10 protein-coding genes are annotated in these 16,716 nt (G+C 70.7%); 4 read left to right on the top strand and 6 right to left on the bottom strand.

Features of this window, described 5'->3' with window-relative positions:
• Nucleotides 1–103: 103 nt before the first annotated feature.
• The 3 genes from ACZ3YL_RS23895 to ACZ3YL_RS23885 form a co-directional block, all read right to left on the bottom strand.
• A complete protein-coding gene (locus ACZ3YL_RS23895; RefSeq protein ID WP_465659689.1) occupies nucleotides 104–964 on the bottom strand; it encodes an SMI1/KNR4 family protein in 861 nt (286 codons plus the stop codon).
• A complete protein-coding gene (locus tag ACZ3YL_RS23890) occupies nucleotides 964–1,290 on the bottom strand; it encodes a deoxyxylulose-5-phosphate synthase (RefSeq protein ID WP_188308040.1) in 327 nt (108 codons plus the stop codon). The genes ACZ3YL_RS23895 and ACZ3YL_RS23890 overlap by 1 nt, the downstream gene beginning before the upstream one ends.
• A gap of 223 nt (nucleotides 1,291–1,513) precedes the next feature.
• Nucleotides 1,514–2,647, bottom strand: coding sequence for a helix-turn-helix domain-containing protein (locus ACZ3YL_RS23885; RefSeq protein WP_465659687.1), 1,134 nt, complete (start codon nucleotides 2,645–2,647; stop codon nucleotides 1,514–1,516).
• Nucleotides 2,648–2,787: 140 nt separating this feature from the next.
• On the opposite strand from ACZ3YL_RS23885, the gene ACZ3YL_RS23880 reads away from it, so the two are divergent.
• From ACZ3YL_RS23880 to ACZ3YL_RS23865, 4 genes are read left to right on the top strand one after another with little or no spacing between them, the layout of a single operon-like run.
• A complete protein-coding gene (locus tag ACZ3YL_RS23880; protein ID WP_188308038.1) occupies nucleotides 2,788–3,393 on the top strand; it encodes a toll/interleukin-1 receptor domain-containing protein in 606 nt (201 codons plus the stop codon).
• Between the two features lie 4 nt (nucleotides 3,394–3,397).
• Nucleotides 3,398–5,560 carry an outer membrane protein assembly factor BamB family protein gene (locus ACZ3YL_RS23875; protein WP_465659684.1) on the top strand — a complete coding sequence of 721 codons (2,163 nt, stop codon included), beginning with the start codon at nucleotides 3,398–3,400 and terminating at the stop codon, nucleotides 5,558–5,560.
• Between the two features lie 20 nt (nucleotides 5,561–5,580).
• Complete coding sequence (locus tag ACZ3YL_RS23870; RefSeq protein ID WP_188308036.1) at nucleotides 5,581–6,009, top strand: hypothetical protein; 429 nt, start codon at nucleotides 5,581–5,583, stop codon at nucleotides 6,007–6,009.
• Nucleotides 6,006–9,875, top strand: coding sequence for an NACHT and WD repeat domain-containing protein (locus ACZ3YL_RS23865; RefSeq protein ID WP_465659682.1), 3,870 nt, complete (start codon nucleotides 6,006–6,008; stop codon nucleotides 9,873–9,875). The genes ACZ3YL_RS23870 and ACZ3YL_RS23865 overlap by 4 nt, the downstream gene beginning before the upstream one ends.
• 736 nt (nucleotides 9,876–10,611) lie before the next feature.
• Here the strand turns inward: ACZ3YL_RS23865 and ACZ3YL_RS23860 are convergent.
• The 3 genes from ACZ3YL_RS23860 to ACZ3YL_RS23850 form a co-directional block, all read right to left on the bottom strand.
• Complete coding sequence (locus ACZ3YL_RS23860) at nucleotides 10,612–11,178, bottom strand: Uma2 family endonuclease (protein WP_188308034.1); 567 nt, start codon at nucleotides 11,176–11,178, stop codon at nucleotides 10,612–10,614.
• A 467-nt stretch (nucleotides 11,179–11,645) separates the two neighbouring features.
• Complete coding sequence (locus ACZ3YL_RS23855; protein ID WP_465659680.1) at nucleotides 11,646–12,356, bottom strand: hypothetical protein; 711 nt, start codon at nucleotides 12,354–12,356, stop codon at nucleotides 11,646–11,648.
• Nucleotides 12,357–12,448: 92 nt separating this feature from the next.
• Nucleotides 12,449–16,534 carry a polymorphic toxin-type HINT domain-containing protein gene (locus tag ACZ3YL_RS23850; RefSeq protein WP_465659678.1) on the bottom strand — a complete coding sequence of 1,362 codons (4,086 nt, stop codon included), beginning with the start codon at nucleotides 16,532–16,534 and terminating at the stop codon, nucleotides 12,449–12,451.
• Between the last annotated feature and the right edge of the window lie 182 nt (nucleotides 16,535–16,716).

The raw sequence follows: 16,716 nt of genomic DNA, 5'->3' as shown, positions 1-16,716 counted from the left end.
CCCGGTCGCCATGACGGCGCCGGTGCGCTCATTCTGCTCGGAGCTGGCGTAGAGGATGACTTCCTTCTGGGTCCGAGCGGTCCTCGATGGCGAAGAGCTGCTCCTAACCCTCCTCCTCCGTGGCATCGTCCCAACTCTGCAGGGAGACACCGACTGCCGTCGTCATCCGGAGAACCTCACAGCCCATGAGCCGTACGGCATCGAAGAGGCGCTGTCGGACCCGTTCGCTGTCCTCGGGCGGGAAGCTGATACGGATCTGGTGAGGGCGGGACATGTCGTAGGTGAGCAACCAGTCGGTGTCGACGGTCGCGAAATGGTCCTGCCCGCTCTCGCCGTTCTCCGTCCGCCACGAGCCGCGGTCCGTCGTAGGGGTCAGGGCATCCCGGAGCACGCGCAGGCGCTCGGGATGAGCCAGGTGGCCTTCGGTCAAGCGCAGGCACCGGTGGACACGGGGCCGGAAGGCGTTGAACCACGGTGCAAGGTCCGGTTCCATGTCCGCGAGCAGCCGGGAGGTGACGTGTCCGCCGGCCCAGCCTTCGAGGAACGTGGTCACGCCCATGGCGAAGGTCTCGTACTGACCGTCCCGGCTCCAGACCACAACAGGCCAGTCCCGTGGGTCTCCGACGGTGAGCCAGCACAGCCGGTCGGCGTCCATGGTGGTTCCCCAGACCAACAGCCCACCCGGAGACGGGTGCAGCGGGTACGGGTACCGTTCGCGGTCCCTCTCGGGCGCCCCCGACGGTCGTCCGCTCTGCCATTCGACGCCGTTGTACTGACTGGCGCCGAACGGTGTCCGCAGGTAGAGGAAGTCGCAGAACTCCCCCCACCCGTAGGTATGGACCAGCCACTTGTAGTCCTCGGGCAGCCGCACACCGAGCGCGCTCTCGGGGACGGTCCAGTCCCCGCTGGCATCCATGGGTGTGGCCGGCGGCGCAACGAGGCGCGTCAGGCTGTGGCTCCCCATCAGGTCACCCGCCGCACGAGGGCCTTGGCCACAGGCTCGCCAGTACGCCTCGCATACGTCATCCGCTCCCGCACCTCGCGAAGCGAGCGGGGCCGGTACCCAGGGCCGCCACAGCAGCCCTTGTGGAAACCCACGCCTGCGTTCACCAGGACCGAGAGAGTCCGCCAGGCCGCGGTGTCCCGTCGCCGGGGCGCGGCGAAAGCCGAGCCCACGTGGGTCAGCGGCTCCGAGCAGCGCGGGCAGATCCGCTGCCGTTCCCTGTCGTAGGGCTGCTTGTACGAGGCCCGGCAGGGCAGGCAGATGTACGAGGTCTTCGCGTGGGCCATGTCACCAGCCTAGACATCACCCGGTGACGAATTCGACGGGTATTTCAGGGGCCGTGAACGGGCGTAACGGGTCGCATGTGTTGCAACAATTCGACGTGTCCTGTCATGTGGTCGACGCGCAGTTCAGGCGTGCTGCCGCCCGCCGGGCCATGCCCCGCTCGGGGTTGCTGACCCGTGCCCCGTAACCCCGCCTGTCGGCCACCGCTGAGCCGTCTGTGCCGGACTATCCTCGGCCGTGGGCGAGCGCCGCCGCGGTTTCGATCAGGCTCCGCTGGCCCGGCGTGGCCGCGCGTCCACGGGTGTGGTCGGCGAATCGGCCGAGGTCGGTCCGGATGGTGGCGGAGTCCAGGGTCCGGATCGTGGGCAGCAGTGCTTCGACGAGGTGGCAGGCCCGATCGAGCCGGTCGATGCCGGCCAGGGCGCTGGCCTGGCGGATCTCGAAGCGGGTGCGGGAGTTGGTGTCCGGGGGGAGCTCGGGCCGGTGCCGGAGTTCGCCGGCGAAGAGATCGGCGGCCTGTTCGAACTGGCGGAGGCCGATCAGGCAGGAGGCCTCGATGAGGAGCGGGCTTCCGTTCTCGATGCGCGGACCCCAGCGGACTCCGGGCCGGTCGGCCTCGCGGGCGTAGTCGCGTGAGCGCTGCAGTGCGTCCCGGCAGGCGCCGAAGTCGCCGAGGTAGGCGTGTCCCTGGGCTTCGCGGCGGGCGGCGTGGGCACGGATCAGTGGTGTGGCCGCGGGATGGACCGCTGCTCGACCGGCCAGGAGGACCGCGGTGGGGTCGCCGCGGTGCTCGGCGATCGAGGCCTTTCGGACCAGGGCGTAGGCGGCGATCGTCTCGTCCCCGCCGTTGGCGCCCCAACGGACCGCGAGATCGGTCCAGCGCAGGGCCTCGGCGGGGTTCCCGGCCTCCTGTGCCATCCAGCCGGTGTATTCGGCGAACCGCGAGGCCAGCAGCCAGACTTCCTGGCGGCTGCGCGCCTCGGCCCGAGGAGCGGCCTCGGTCAGGACCCGCGTGGTGGACCGCAGCGCGGCGTCCACGAATCGGGGGCCGGTGGACCTGCCGATGTCCCTGAGCTGCTCCAGGATCCGCCCATATCCGACGACGAGCGGCTCCACCTCGACCTCGACCAGGCTCCGGTCCGCCGTACCGCGGCGCGCGGTCTCGGTGAGCCTGATCAGCCCGCCGTCGGCGCCGAGCGCCGCATCGCAGGCGGCTGCCACGGAGGACGTCGGGTTGCGGCGCCCGCTCTCGAGGTTGCTGATCTGCCCTTCGGAGACGCCCGCGCGCCGCGCGAGCTGGCGCACCGTCAACCCGCGCCGTGCACGGAGCCGCGCCAGCTCGACACCGAAGTCGCCCATACGGACGAGGGTAGGAAGACCCGTGGGCGTTGCGCAATCGGATGCTATTCAGTTTGATCTGAAAACGCGTCAAGAGCACTGCCCTGTCGGTACCGTACGTGCGGATCTGGTCGTCGAGGTGCACTGGAGAGGGGCCGACCGTGCCGCATGTCTTCCTCAGCTTCCGCAAGCTGGACTCCCGGTGGATGCGGGACCGTGTCTACCAGGCCCTGGCCGACCGGTTCGGGGCCGGCGAGGTCTTCAAGTCGGGTGAGTCGATCCCGCCAGGGGCCGACTTCGCCCGGATCCTGGACCGGCAGGCCGCCGAGTGCGAGCTGATGCTCGTGCTCATAGGGCCGGCCTGGCTCGACCTCCGGGACGGGCACGGGAAGCGGCTGCTCGACCGGGACGACGACTGGGTCCGGCGGGAGATCGCGACCGCAATGGGAGCAGGGAACCGCGTCGTTCCGCTGCTCCTGGGCGACGGGACGATGCTGCCCGAGGCTGCGGCCCTGCCCCGGGAGATCGCCGATCTGGGGCGGCTCCAGTTCATTCGCGTTCCGGAGACCCACCTGGACGACGAGCTCGGCAGCCTGTGTGACGCCGTGGCGACCCTGCTGCCATCACTCGGGCACGGCGAGGTGCCGCCGACGGCGGCCGCGGAGCCCGCTGCTCAACCGCCGGTGAGCATGACGGCGCACGTCTCCGGTGGCGGCAGCGTCTACCAGGCGGCCCGCGATCAGACGATCACGTTGACTCAGGAGTAGCGCCGTGGAGACGCTCGAAGCGGATGATCCCCGTCAGGTCGGTCCGTACCAACTGGCAGGAAAGATACGTACGTTCAGTGCGGGTGAGGTCTTCGCGGCGCGCTCGGCCGACGGGCGGAGCCTCGAGGTGACAGTGGTGCGGCCGGAGGTGGCCGCGGCGCCGGGGTTCCGGGAGCGGTTCCGAGCCGGCGTGGCGGCGGCCCGGGCAGTGCCCGGGCCGTTCGTGATGCCGGTCGTGGACGCCGACCCCGAAGCACCGTCTCCCTGGACGGCGACCGCGGTCGTTCGCGGACTGCCGCTCCGGCAGGCGGTGGAACGTTTCGGCAGGCTGCCGGAGTCGACGCTGAGGGGAATCGCGCTCGGCCTGGGCAGGGCGCTCTCCCGGATCCACGCCGCACGGCTGGTCCATGGCGGCGTGCGACCGGACTCCGTGCTGCTCGCGGGGGACGGGCCTTACCTCGCGGCCTTCGACCCCACTGGGTCCGTCGATGCCGACGGATCGCCGATGGGCGACCTCCTCGACCTGGGCGCGACGATGCTGTTCACGGCGTCGGGAGGCGAGTGGTGGTGGGACAGTCTGTCCGAGGACGCACAACTCCGGATCGCGGAGCTCGAAACGGTGATGGGCGGGCTGCCGCCGTCGCTGCGTGAGGTGATCGGCGGCTGCTTCTACCCCGACCCCTCGACCCGGCCCACCGCCCAACAGCTCGTCGACTACCTCGACCGGCAGGGCCTGCCCGCGCCCGCCGAGGGTTGGCTGCCGCCGGCGCTGAGCGCCGAGATCGCGGCACTCGACGCGGCCGCCCCGTCGGTCAGCCGCCGGAAGCTGCTGCTCGGGTTGGTCGGCGGCGTGCTCATGATCGGAGGCGGGACCGCGGCCGCGGTCCTCTCCTCCAACGGCTCGTCGCCGACGCCCTCCCTCAAGCCCGCGCCGCCGTCGCCGTCCTCGTCTGCGACGGCGTCGGCGTCGGCGTCCTCGACGGGCGGTCCGACCCAGATCACCTTGGACGCGCCCGACGCGACCAAGGAGTGGCAGGTCAACGGGCAAAGCGCCCCGACCTGCATCGAGGCGTCGGACAAGGTGGTCATGGTCATGACGGACAAGACGACGGCTTTCGTGGACGCCTCGACGGGCAAGCCGATGCTCCCCGCGCTGAACACCACCAGCGGGTTCGGGGGGGACGACATGACGTCGCGGACCACGTACGCGGGCGGCGTCTTCTACTACCTCTGCGACGTGCCGGACTCGCCCAACATGATCGCCGCGGTCGACGGCACCACCGGGAGCGTGAAGTGGGCGACCCGGATGGCCGGGACCAACTCCAACGGGGACTTCCGAGCCGCACGGTACGTGGCGGTCAACGGGACTACCGTGTTCGTCTGCGGCAGCGTGGTCAACTCGGCCTCCGTGAACCTGGATACGACGACGGGATACATCCGGGCGTTCGACGCCGCCACCGGCAACGGGCTGTGGACCGTCGAGGGCACGGACATCAACAACGTGCTGGTCCCGCAGTCCGGCTCCGCCCTCCTCGCGGCGTCGAGCACCCCAGGCGGGAAGGCTGGCCAGGTCGAGATGATCGACTCCGGGAATCAGGGTGCCCGCGGCTGGAAGCTTCCCTCCTTTGGCGGGTACTACTTCACCACGGGCTGGCCGATGACGTGCTTCGCCGCCGGGCTGTTCTGCTTCGTCGGCGGCTCCGGCAGCGTGGTCATCGCAGTCGACGCGGCAACCGGTCAGGAGAAGTGGCGTCAGGAGTTCGACGCGAAGAACGGGGACCAGGTCGAGCTCGGCGACCTCTTCGCGAGCCCGGACGGCCAGACGGTCTACGTGCCGGTCGGCCGTGACCTGGCGTCCCTCAACTCCGCTGACGGGACAGTCAAGTGGGTGGCCACGGTCACCGGGGCCGGCGCCATGGGCGGAGGCAACCTGTTCGAGGCCGGCCTCGGGGCGGTCGGCCGGAGTGCGCGCTGCTCGGCTGACACCGTGTTCGTCACCGACGCGGCGCAGACCCTTTGGGCCATCGACGCGGCCACCGGCAAGGCCCGATGGAAGTACAGGGACCCCGGGCAGCCGGACACCGGGTTCAAGTGGACGGTCGGCGGCGATCGCGTGTTCATCGCCTCGAACCTGACGTTGACCGCGATCTCGGCCCACGGCCAGTAGCGGACTTGAGGAGGGGACACATGTCGACAGGCTCAGAACTGGCCGGGGGCCTCGCATCGGCCGCCGCGAGCCGTCTGATCGACCTTCTGGCGACGGACGGATGGGCCGCGGTCAAGGCGTCGGTCCTGGCGTTGTGGCGGCACGCGCATCCCGAGCGCTTGGAAGCCGACCTCGCCGAGGCCCGCAGCGAGTTGATGCAGTCCGGCGGCGACAGCGAGATCGAGCGGCTGCTGGTCGCCGAGTGGCAGGCGCGTCTCGCCAGGCTCCTCGCCGCGCGACCGGAGATCGCCGAGGAGCTCCGTGCGCTGCTCCTCGACGCGTCCGCCGGGACCGGACTGACGGGGCAGCAACCGATGGGCTCGACGACATTGACGGCGCACGTCTCCGACGGTGGAAGCGCCTACCAGGCAGGTCGGGACATGCACATCACCGAGGGCGGGACAGCGTGACCGAGGCGGACGAGGGCGCGGCACCGAGCGGGCCTCCCCCCTGGCAGCCGATCAAGCTGGAGGGCACGGCGACCGGCGGTGGCAGCGTCTACCAGGCGGTCGGGGGCATCACCATCATCCGCAAGCCCGAGGGGCCGAACCGGACGAAGCCCGGCCAGGCGTCCCGCGACATGCGGTGCCCGTACCCGGGGTTGATGCCGTTCTCGGCGGAGTACCGGGACTGGTTCTACGGTCGCGACACGATGATCCACACGGTCATCGAGCGGATGGACGCTCGGCTGCGCGAGCGCGGGCCGCTGGTGCTGATCGGCCCGTCCGGGGCGGGTAAGTCCTCGCTCCTCGCCGCCGGGATGCTGCCGGCCGTGCGCGACGGTCGGCTACCGGTGAAGGGATCGAGCGGGTGGCCGCAGCTGACGCTGACTCCGACGGCGTCCCCGGCCGAGGCGCTGGCCGCCGCTGCCGGGCTCGAATCCGAGGAGGCCCGGACCCGGGCCGAGTCCTGGCGCACTGATGTCCCGCAGTGCGTCGCGGACCTCCGCACACTGACCGGCGCCGGGGAGGGTGACGCACCTGGCCTGGTCGTGGTGGTCGACCAGTTCGAGGAGCTCTTCACGGCTTGCGGTGACGAGGCCGAGCGGCAGTGGCTCGTCGAGGTGCTCGACCGGTTGGCCACGGGCGGCGCAGCCGTCGTGCTGAGCCTGCGGGCGGACTTCTATGCCGCGTGCACGCCCTACCCGGAGCTGCGCACGGCACTGCAGGCCGGCGCCGTGGTGCTCGGCCCGATGAGCGAGCAGGACCTCAAGGATGCGATCCGCCTTCCTGCCGAGGATGTGGGGCTGGAGGTCGAGGACGGTCTGGTCGAGCTGCTGCTGGCCGACCTCGGGACGGTCGGGGCCCCGGCGGGTGCGGGCTTCGGAGGAAGGCTGCCGCTGCTGGCACACGCGTTGCGGGGAACCTGGCAGCAACGCAGCGGCCACCGGCTGACCGTGGACGGATACCGGGTCACCGGCGGGATCCAGCGGGCGCTCGCCAATTCCGCGGATCGGCTGTTCAACACGCTGCCCTGGCCGGGCCGCGAGATGGCACGGTGGGTGTTCCTGCGGCTCGTGACCGTGGGGCGCGACGCGGACGACACCCGCCGCCGGGTCCGCTACGACGATCTGCTCGGACATGCGCCGGATCCGGAGTCCGCCAGGACGGTCGTGGACGAGTTCACCCGCGGCCGACTCCTGACCCGCGATCAGGACGCGGTGACGATCACTCACGAGGTACTGATCCGGGCCTGGCCGAAGCTGCGGGAATGGATCGAGCAGGACCGGGACGGCAACTTGGTCCGGCAGGACCTGGAGGAGGCCGCCGCCGCCTGGGCCCAGTCCGGCCGGGAGTCGGGCGGGTTGTACCGCGGCAACCGCCTGGAGACCGCCCAGGCCTGGGCGGAGCGGCACGCACCGGACCTCAGTGCCGCGGCCGGCGAGTTCCTGGCCACCGCCCGGCGCCATCAGCGACGTGGGCTGCGGCTGCGGCGAGGCGCGGTCGCGGTCATCACGGCCCTGGCCGTTACCGCCTCCGCAGCCGCGGCGTTCGCGTTGTGGAAGAACGCCAATTCCGTCAGGGACCGCAACAAGGCCATCGTCGCCGCCGTCTCCTCGGCCTCCCTGCAGCAGGCGCCCACCGACCCCTCGCTCTCCGCCCAACTCGCCTTGACCGCTTACCGGTTGAACCCCGACCCGCAGGCCGCGTCCCGGCTGATCACCACCGAGAACATACCCATGGCCATTCGCCTGGCGGGCCCCGCCGGCTCGGTCGGCGCCGTGGCCTACAGCCCCGACGGGCACACCCTGGCCGCCGGATACGTCCAGCAGAACACCGTCCGACTCTGGGACGTCTCCGATCCCGGCCACCCGGTCCCACTGGGCAGGGCGCTGCCCGAGGACGCGGCCGTCAACACGATCGACTCCCTCGCGTTCAGCCCGGACGGGCGGACGCTCGCCGTCGGCGGCAAGTCCGACCACATCGGCGACAACGGCGGCGGCGGCTTCGTCGACCTCTGGAGCCTGACCAGCCCCAGCCACCCGGTCCTGCTGAGCAGGCTGACGGGAGTAGGCGCGGATGACGTCGACTTCATCAGCCCCGTCGCATCGCTGGCGTTCAGTCCGGACGGCCGCACTCTGGCCGCCGGACGCACCACCGGGCTCGTGAGCGTGTGGGACGTCACCCGGCCCGCCAGCGCCACCGCGGACGGAGCGGCGTTCGACTCCTGCCCGGACCTGCTCTACCTCCATTCACTGGCATTCAGCCCCGACAGCCGCACCGTCGCGGCCGCCTGCGAAGACGGCACCGGTGGCGACACCGGCAAAGGCGTCATCGGTTTGTGGAACGCGACCGACCCGAGCCACCTGACGAGCCGAGGCCAGCCGCTCGATGTCGGCAGCGGCCCCGCATCGGTGGCGTTCAGCCCCGACGGCCACACACTCGCCGCGGGGGCCAACGACAGCGACGTCCACCTGTGGAACCTCACCGACCTGGACCACCCGGCCCCGATCGGGAAACCCTTGAAAGGACCCGCCGACCCGGTGCAGTCGGTCGCGTTCAGCCCGGACGGCCACACGCTGGCCGCCGGCAGTGCCGATGACACCGTCGACCTCTGGAACGTCACCGACGTGCGAGTGATCAGCCCGCTGGGTCGAGCGCTGAACGGCCACGGCAACGTGGTCGCCGCGGTGGCCTTCAGCCCGGACAGCCACACCCTGGCGGCGGGCGACACCGACGGCCACGTGGACCTCTGGAACCTGCCGCCGACTCAACTGGCAGGCGGCGGAGGAAATGTCGCATCAGTGGCGTTCAGCCCGGACGGCCGCACGCTGGCGGCCGGGAACCAGAACGACACGGTCAGCCTGTGGAACACCAGTAACCCCAACCACCCCGCCCCGAGGGGTGCCCCGCTGACCGGGCCCACTCAACCGGTCGACGCGGTGGCGTTCAGCCCCGACGGCCGCACCCTGGCCGGCGGCGACAGCGGCGGCGCGGTCACCTTGTGGAACGTGGCCGACCCGGACCACCCCGTTCCGCTCGGACCAGAGCTCACCGGGGCAGGCGGACTGATCTTCTCCCTCGCCTTCAGTCGCGACGGCCACACCCTGGCCGTGGCCGGAGACAATCGCGTGTCCGGCGGCATCGCCCTCTGGGACGTCAGCGACCCCGCACACCCCGAGCAGCGAGGCCTCATCCGGGAGGACCACACCAGGTCCGTCCAGTCCATCGCGTTCAGCCCCGACGGACACGCTCTCGCGACCGGTGGGGACAGGAGCACCGGCGAAGTCGGAGTGTGGAGCACGACCAGCCAGTACGCGCCCGTCCGGATCGGCGAACCGGTGAAACAGCCTGGTGACTCCGCCGCCTGGGTCGCCTTCAGCCCGGACGGCAAGACCCTGGCTACGGGGGACAGCAACGGCCGGATCACCCTGTGGGACAGCACCGATCTCAATCACCTCAGGCCCAGGGGCCCGGCCTGGACCATCCCCGGCGACAGCCTCTGGGCGATCGCCTTCAGCCCCGACGGCAGGACCCTGGCCGCGGCGGGCCACACCAACGTGGGCAGCATCGGCCTTTGGAACGTCGCCGACCCGGACCACCCGAGGGAGATCGGCGACCCGCTGACCGTCGCCACCGGACCTGTGTCTGTGCTGGCGTTCAGTCCGGATGGCCACACCCTCGCCGCCACCACCGACGACGGCGTGGCCACCCTCTGGGACCTGGATGTCGAGGCCGCGATCGGCAACGTCTGCGCGAGCAGCGGCGACGCCCTGAACCGCGAGAACTGGGGGACCTACGTTCCGGTGCTCGGGTACAGATCGCCTTGCCACTAGGCAGTGCAACGGCAGGCGCCAGGTCACGGGCCGACCGCTCTGGCGGACTAGCAGGTCGTTGGCCAGGCTGAACGGAGGGGAGCCACCGCAGATCAGGTCTCCGGTGGTGGAGCGGAGCGGCCCGCTCGCATGACCGGGCGCTAACGATGTGCCTGGTGGGATTGGTGGGATTGGTGTGCAGCGGACGGTGGCTGAACCCCTGCAGTGCGCTGTCCGCGACTCACCGGCAAGGTGACTGATGCGCTGTCACCTTGCTCGAGGCTGGGGGAATACGACACGGCAGGAATACTGACTCTCCGCCAGTCCAGAGAGTGAGCCGTCGCGGCTCGCCTTGGCGGGCCGGTTCGGCGCTCGCGCAGGTCGGCCAGGCCGGGTTCCGGCTCGGACAATCGGCGTAGTGGCTTCACGTCCACGACCACAGACCCCTCGTCGGTGACCAGGAGACGGTCCGGATGTGCTTGCGCAAAGCCCCGTCCACCTCGGACTTCCGCAGGAACGACATGGAAACCGGGCGGCCCGCCGGCGACAGCCGGAGGGTCGCCCCGAGCGCGTCCCCGTCGCCCGCCCCGGGCGGCACCCGCATGCTCGTCCCCACGACCGTTCCCGTAACGCTCGTAGCGGGAAGCCCTTGTTCCGTGACACCCGCCCGCGCGCCCTCCGGGGTCGTCAGCTCCGCCTGCGCGGAGGTGTCTCCGGGTTCCGGCGGTTCCGAACTGGCCCCGATCTCGTGGGGGGCTCAGAAGTCTGCGGTGTCGAGTCGGACGTTCAGCGGCGGCGGGAGCTGCAGCGGCGTACCGAAGGGGTGGGGGCCTTCGATCCGGGTGTAGCCGAGCTGGCCCGGCTGGGAGAGGAGGGTGCAGGTGCGCTCCTGCCGGTCGACCAGGAGATACACCGGTGCACCGAACTGCGAGTAGCGCCGCCGCTTGGAGGTTCGGTCGGTGTCGCCGTTCGAGGGCGAGGTCACCTCGACGACGAGCACGGTCTGGTCGGGCAGGAGCGCCCCCTCGGTCTTCGCGAGCTCGGCGGGTACGACGGCGAGGTCCGGCACGTAGTAGTTCTCCGTGCCGGGCAGGTCCAGGTTTCCGGATCCCGCCCGCAGGCCGAGCTCGCGCATCCGGGGCCCGATCTGTTCCCGGATCAGGTCGACGGCGGTCTCGTGGGCCCAGGACGGTGACACGGGGGTGATGACTCCCTCGACGATCTCCACGCGGTCACCCGCGATGTGCTGAATCGCGTACTTCAGTGCCTGCTCCGGGTTCGGCACCTGGCTGTAGTCACCCGGGCTCGCATGCGCCGTGCTCACCTGCTGCTCTCCTGTCCGGATCTCGGTCCTCGGAACGGACCAGTGACAGTTGCTTGGTCCGGCTGCGGTCCGGCTGTCACGGCCGGAGCGATGAACCGGCCCCGGCGCCGGCGGTACGAGCAGAAGCCAGGGCACTTAGTAACGTTACTAGGCGCCCCCGGCGACGTCCCTCGGCCGGCGAGCAGGATGCAGCCCCCGGCCCTCACGACTGTGCAGCGGGAGGCTTCACTCGGGGCGGCTGGTGGGTCTTGAACGGTGGTCAGGCCTATGAGCGGTCCTGAGTCCGGGAACGCGCATCGCCCCGGGCCCGGAGGGGGCGCGGGGCGATGAGGTGACCGATTCACGGGTGGCCCGCGATGAGGTCCGCGGCTTCGCCGCTCCCGAACGAGTGATTCCCGGGCCGCCTCCTTCGAAGGTGGACCTTTGGAGCTCAGTCCTGGCCACTGGCCCGGCATTCGTTGGTGAGCTCAGAGAATTGTTCTCAGGGCGGTTGCGGCGGCGACCAGATCGTCGAGTCGGTGGAACTCCCGCTGGTCCTCTTCGGTTTCCGAAGAGGACCAGAGAAGGTAGGAGCCATCGTCCCTCTGCCGGATCAGCAGCTCGCCCGGCTGTTCACGGTAGGAGTCCTTCACCAGCCGGAGCGTCCACATCGAGAAGAACGGGAACATCTGCGCGAGCAGCGGCTCGGCACGGAGAGAGGTGAGCAGCTCCCGGTACTGCGCGAGTGTCGGGTCGCCGATCTGCAGGTCCCACATCACGGCCACCTGGTTGCCTTCGTCGTATCCCTGGCTCAGCCTGGTATACGTCATGAAGGGGAAGCGCTGGGAAAGCTCGGCGAGGGAAGCGCCGTGCTTCCACGCCATGAGTACCCCGGTGGTCTCGGTGATGTCCGCGGTGATGCCGTCGGCCCAGCGGGAGAACCATCCGCGGTTGCTGTACAGCGAAATGTCAAATCCGCGTTCTGTGGGCCGGAGGTTGACCTTCATCTGCCCGCGCGGCGAGTCGAACTCCGCGACCGTCGGTGCCCAATCGGGCTCGGGGGCACGCAGTTCGTCGCCGAGGCTGAGGCCGTGCTCGGCCGCGGTCGCGAGGATCGCAGCTGTGAGGCCCCCGTGTCGGGCGAGCTCCGGATAGTGCTCGGAGAAGTCCGGCGGGAGGCCGTCGGTCACGTCGTTCATGGAAGAGTTCGTCCTTTTCGCCCTGCTCGTAAACGAAATGCCCGTCCGGCGGGGCGGCCTGCCGGAGGGCGGCCGCCCCACCAGAGAGGTGGTCAGTCAGCCCACTCGAAGATCCAGGCCTTCTGCCATTTGGCTTCCTGCCATTTCGGTTCCGGGACGGAGATCGATTTCCCGTTCTTGTCGTAGAACTTGAACTTACTCCACGGCACCCTCTCGCCGATCACGGCCCGGGCGATCCATGACATCTCCTCCTGGGTGGCGGTGGCCTTCGCCGCCGCGCCCCCGAGGCCGATCGTGGCCATCTGCTCGAAGCTGTCGCCGTCGAATTCCTTCATGTTGACGTGGATCTCGGTCTGGGGGTCGTCGATGGCCTTCTTGACGTATCCGCGCCAGGTGTCCTTGTACTCCGGCTTCATGTAGTGGGTGAACCCGAGCTTCTCGGCCCACGCTGCCGTGTCGGTGAACTGGTAGCCGAGGGCGACCGCCTTGGTGCAGTTGTGGACGAGGACCGGGGTGTCGCCCGCCAGCACGTAGTACGTGTGCAGGTCGGCGACGGTGAGGTTGTAGGCGGCCTGCAGTCCCTCCCACTGCCGGGTCGCACTGATGCTCTCCTGCTGCCCGGAGGGGTTCAGCAGGGAGTCCCCGGGCCGCAGGCGCGAGGCGTCGGCCCAGGCTCGCTCGGAGGCGTTCCAGAAGCGGTGACCGCTGGTGGCGGTCAGCGACCCGCCGCCGGCCAGGGTCACTTCGGTGAACTGGCGGTCATCGGGTGTGTAGATGGTGGCGTCGACCCGGCGTGGCACTGTCCGGGATGCGGTCGGGTCGGTGGCGAGGACGGTGTCGCCGATGCGGACCGCTTCGATGGGGCGGGTGGAGCCGTCCGCCATGAGGACGGGGGTGCCGGCCGGGAAGCTGTTCGGGCAGACCGCGGGGGTCCGGGTGACCAGCTTCTTGATGAACTCGACAGCCGTCTCGCCCCAGCTGCCGAACTTCTTGGTCCACTGGACGAACTTGGCCATCATCGCGCCGTTGCCCGCGATGGGGATCGCGCCGAGGCAGGAGATGACCGCCTGTTCCTTCTGGCCCTCGATGGCGTAGTAGGCGCAGTTGATCAGGTCAGCGATATCGGCGAGGCCGGGGGCGATGACGCCGCCGGCGCCGCCGATGACGTCGAGGGTGAGGTGGATGCTCTCGGAGATCAGGTGGTAGATGAAGCTGGCGTTGTCCTTCTCCTCCTGCCCCTTCTTGATCTCCGCCTCGATCGCCGAGACCTGGGCGTCCTTCTCCTTGGCCTTCTGCTCGTCGGCGGCCTTCTGGTCGGCGGCTTCCTGCTTGCGCAGCCGGTCCGCTTCAGCACGTGCCGCTTCCAGGGCCTCGCGCTTGGCCTTCTCCTCTGCTTCGTGCCTGGCCTCGTAGGTGCCGAACGCGTCGTCGGCAGCGGCTTGGGCGGCCTTGGCGTCCTTGCCCGCAGCGTCAGCCGACGCCCGCGCCGCCGCAGCGGAGGCGTATGCATCGGATGCGGAGCGGCGAGCCGCACCCGCTGACAGCTCGGCCCGCCTGGCCGAGTAGGTAGCCAGGGCTGCGTCGTGCCGGGCCGAGCCTGCGGCAGCGTTGGCGCTCTTGGCGGATTGGGCGGCCTTGGTGGCGCTGGTCTGGGCGGCGTCGGCCGCAGCCTGGGACTTGGAGACCTGGTCGGCGGCGGTGTTGGCGGACTGCTGGGCGTTGCCCGCGTAGCCCGCGGCCTCGTTGGCGGCGCCGCGGGCGAGGGCAGCGACGCGCTGGGCCTCGGCGGCGTTCTTCTGTGCGGTGGCGGCGGCTGCGGTGGCCTGGGCGATGAGGCCGGTGACGTCCGCGACGTGGACGGCGGTCAGCCGGTCCTTCTGCTGGGCGGTGTACTGGCCTTCGGCTACGAAGGCACGCAGCTTGACGACGGGGCCTTCGAGTGCGATCCGCGCGGCGGCCTTGAGTTCGGGCTCGGTGTCGGCGGCGTCCGCCAGCCGTGTCGCGGTGAGCCGGTCGTCGGCTGCCTGGGCGTCGGTGACGCCCTTGGCGAGGAAGTCCCGCAGCGCCTCGGGGGTGTTGGTGCGCAGCGCGGTGTCGCCGGCGGCCTTGACGGCGGGCCCGGCCTTGTCGAGGAGGCGGGTGATCGTCAGCCGGTTGTTCGGCGCCGCGGCCTCGTACTGACCGCTGTTCAGGAACGCACCGACCTTCGCCGCATCCCCTTGGAGGGCGGTGTAGGCGGCGGCCCGGACGGCGGGGTTCTCGTCGTCCTTGTAGATCTGGGTGGCGCGCTCGCGCGCGTCGTGCTCCTCGGCGGCCTGGCGCCCGGTCTTGAGGTAGGAGAAGACGGCGAGGTCGCCACCGGTCAGGGCGGCTTCGGCGGCTGTTTCTCCCCAGGTTCCGGAGATCTTGCGGGAGAGGAGGGCGAGTTTGCGGCCGTCGGTGGCGACCTGCTGGGGAGTGGTGCCGGGCTGGTTGACGGCCTGGGCCAGGCGGTCGGCCTCGCTGCGGGCCTTCTGGACCTCCTGTCGGGCCTGCTCGGTTTCGGCCTGCTTGTCCGCCTCGTCCGCGCTGGCCTTGCGGGCGGTCTCGACGGCGGCTGCGGTGCGGTTGGTCAGGTCTTCGGTCTCGGTACGGCGGGCCAGGTCCTGTACGGCGTTGGCCTTGTCGACCGCGGTCTGCGCGTCGGTCGCGAAGCCGGAGGCCGCGTTGGCGTGGTCGGTCGACTCCTTGGCGGCGTTGGAGCTCTGCCCGGCGTGGTCGGCGGCGTCCCTGGCGGCCTGGGCTGCCGAGGAGGCGTGCGCGGCTGCGGATTCCAGCAGGGTCTTCGCCGCCTCAGCCTGGCCGGCGGCTTCCTCGGCCAGCTTCTGCGACGCCGTCGCGGCGCGCCCGGCCTCGGCGGCCTGACGGCGCGTCGCCGCTGCCGCGCGCTTGGCCTTGGCGGACTGCCCACCCGCACTGTCGGCATACGCGCCGGCCTGGTCTGCCGAACCCGCCGCGGCGTCCGCGTTGCCCCTGGCACTGAGCGTGGCTCCGGCGGCTTCCTTGCTGCTCGCGGCGGCCTCTTTCGCCTTCACCAGGGTCGCCTGCGCATCCGCGGCGATCTTTGCCGCCGCGTCAGCAGCATCGGCTGCGACCCGCGCCTCGTGCGCCTTGCCCGCATCACCCGCGGCAGCGGCAGCCGCCGTTCGGGCGTTGGCTGCGGCCCGCTGAGCGCCGGCGGCGGCGGCCGCGGCATTCGACGCCGCGTAGGCCGCGGCCCGCGCGGAGGCGTTGGCCGACCGTGCCGCGCTGATCGCGGTCCGCGCGGCTTCCCCGGCCCGCTCCGCCGCCGTGGCGGCGTTGTTCGCGGCGGCGGTGGCCTTGGCCGTGTCACCGCCTGCGGCCTGTGTCTCGGCCGCCGCGCGCGCGGCATCCTGCTTCGCCAGCTGTGAGTTGGCGACCGCCTTGTCCTTGGCCTCGATCGCCGCCGAGGTCTCGGCCGCGGCCTTCGCACCTGCCTCCTTGGCCTGCTGGGCTAGCTGCGCGATGCTCCCCCGTTCCTGGTCTCGGTTCTGGGCGATGTACTGCCCGACGGCCAGGAAGTCCCGGACGTCCTCGATCGAGCCGTTCAACGCAGCCCGCGCCGCCGCCTGTGTGTTCGCACCACCCGCGCTCAGGACCTGGACCAGCTTCACCCGGTCGTCCGCGTCCTTCGCCGCGAACTGCTCTTCCGTCAAAAAGCGTTGGACATCATCGGCGGATCCGCGCAGTGCGGCGTCACCGGCAGCCTGCAGTCCGCGGCCCGCCCCGGTGGCAGGGTCGATGATCCGGGTCGTCCACAGGCGCTGGTCCGCAGCCAGGGCCGACTGCCAGCCGCTCTGCAGGAACGTCCGCAATTCGACGGCGGTGCCGTCGATGGCCTTGTTCGCGGCCTCGCGGACCTTGGGCCCGCCGAGGCTGGCGATCTGGGTGGCGGCGAGCAAGTCGTCGGCGTGCTCTGCTCCCGCGAGGTCGCTCTCCAGGAACCGCTTCACGTCCTGGTCGCCACCGGCGAGCGCGGCTTCGGCGAGTGTGTGCACGCTCGGGCCGCCCTTGAGCCAGGCCCCGAGTATGCGTTCCCGGTCACTCAGCTGGAGCTGTTCGCCGACTGGTTCGACGGCGACGGCATCGGGCAGCCCGGCTCCCACCAGGCCGGTCACCAGAGCGAGTGGCAGCAGGCTCAGGGAGAGCCTGCCCAGCAGTGGTGGTCTGCCCCTCCTCCTGCCCCGGCGCGGGCGGGATATCGAGTGATGCACCAAAACCTCCCCTTTCAACGTCGACCGCATCTCGGCCGCGAAGGGGAGTTTACTCAGATATTACGCCACGACAGTGAGCATGCCGA

This window comes from Kitasatospora sp. NPDC023176 (assembly GCF_055560495.1).
Note: the sequence above shows the minus strand (reverse complement) of the source record. Positions and strands in the feature narration are given on the sequence as shown.

Coding starts and splice junctions, on each gene's coding strand:
- ACZ3YL_RS23890 (WP_188308040.1), bottom strand. CDS start 1,290: ATGGCCCACGCGAAGACCTCGTACATCTGCCTGCCCTGCCGGGCCTCG.
- ACZ3YL_RS23895 (WP_465659689.1), bottom strand. CDS start 964: ATGGGGAGCCACAGCCTGACGCGCCTCGTTGCGCCGCCGGCCACACCC.
- ACZ3YL_RS23885 (WP_465659687.1), bottom strand. CDS start 2,647: ATGGGCGACTTCGGTGTCGAGCTGGCGCGGCTCCGTGCACGGCGCGGG.
- ACZ3YL_RS23855 (WP_465659680.1), bottom strand. CDS start 12,356: ATGAACGACGTGACCGACGGCCTCCCGCCGGACTTCTCCGAGCACTAT.
- ACZ3YL_RS23870 (WP_188308036.1), top strand. CDS start 5,581: ATGTCGACAGGCTCAGAACTGGCCGGGGGCCTCGCATCGGCCGCCGCG.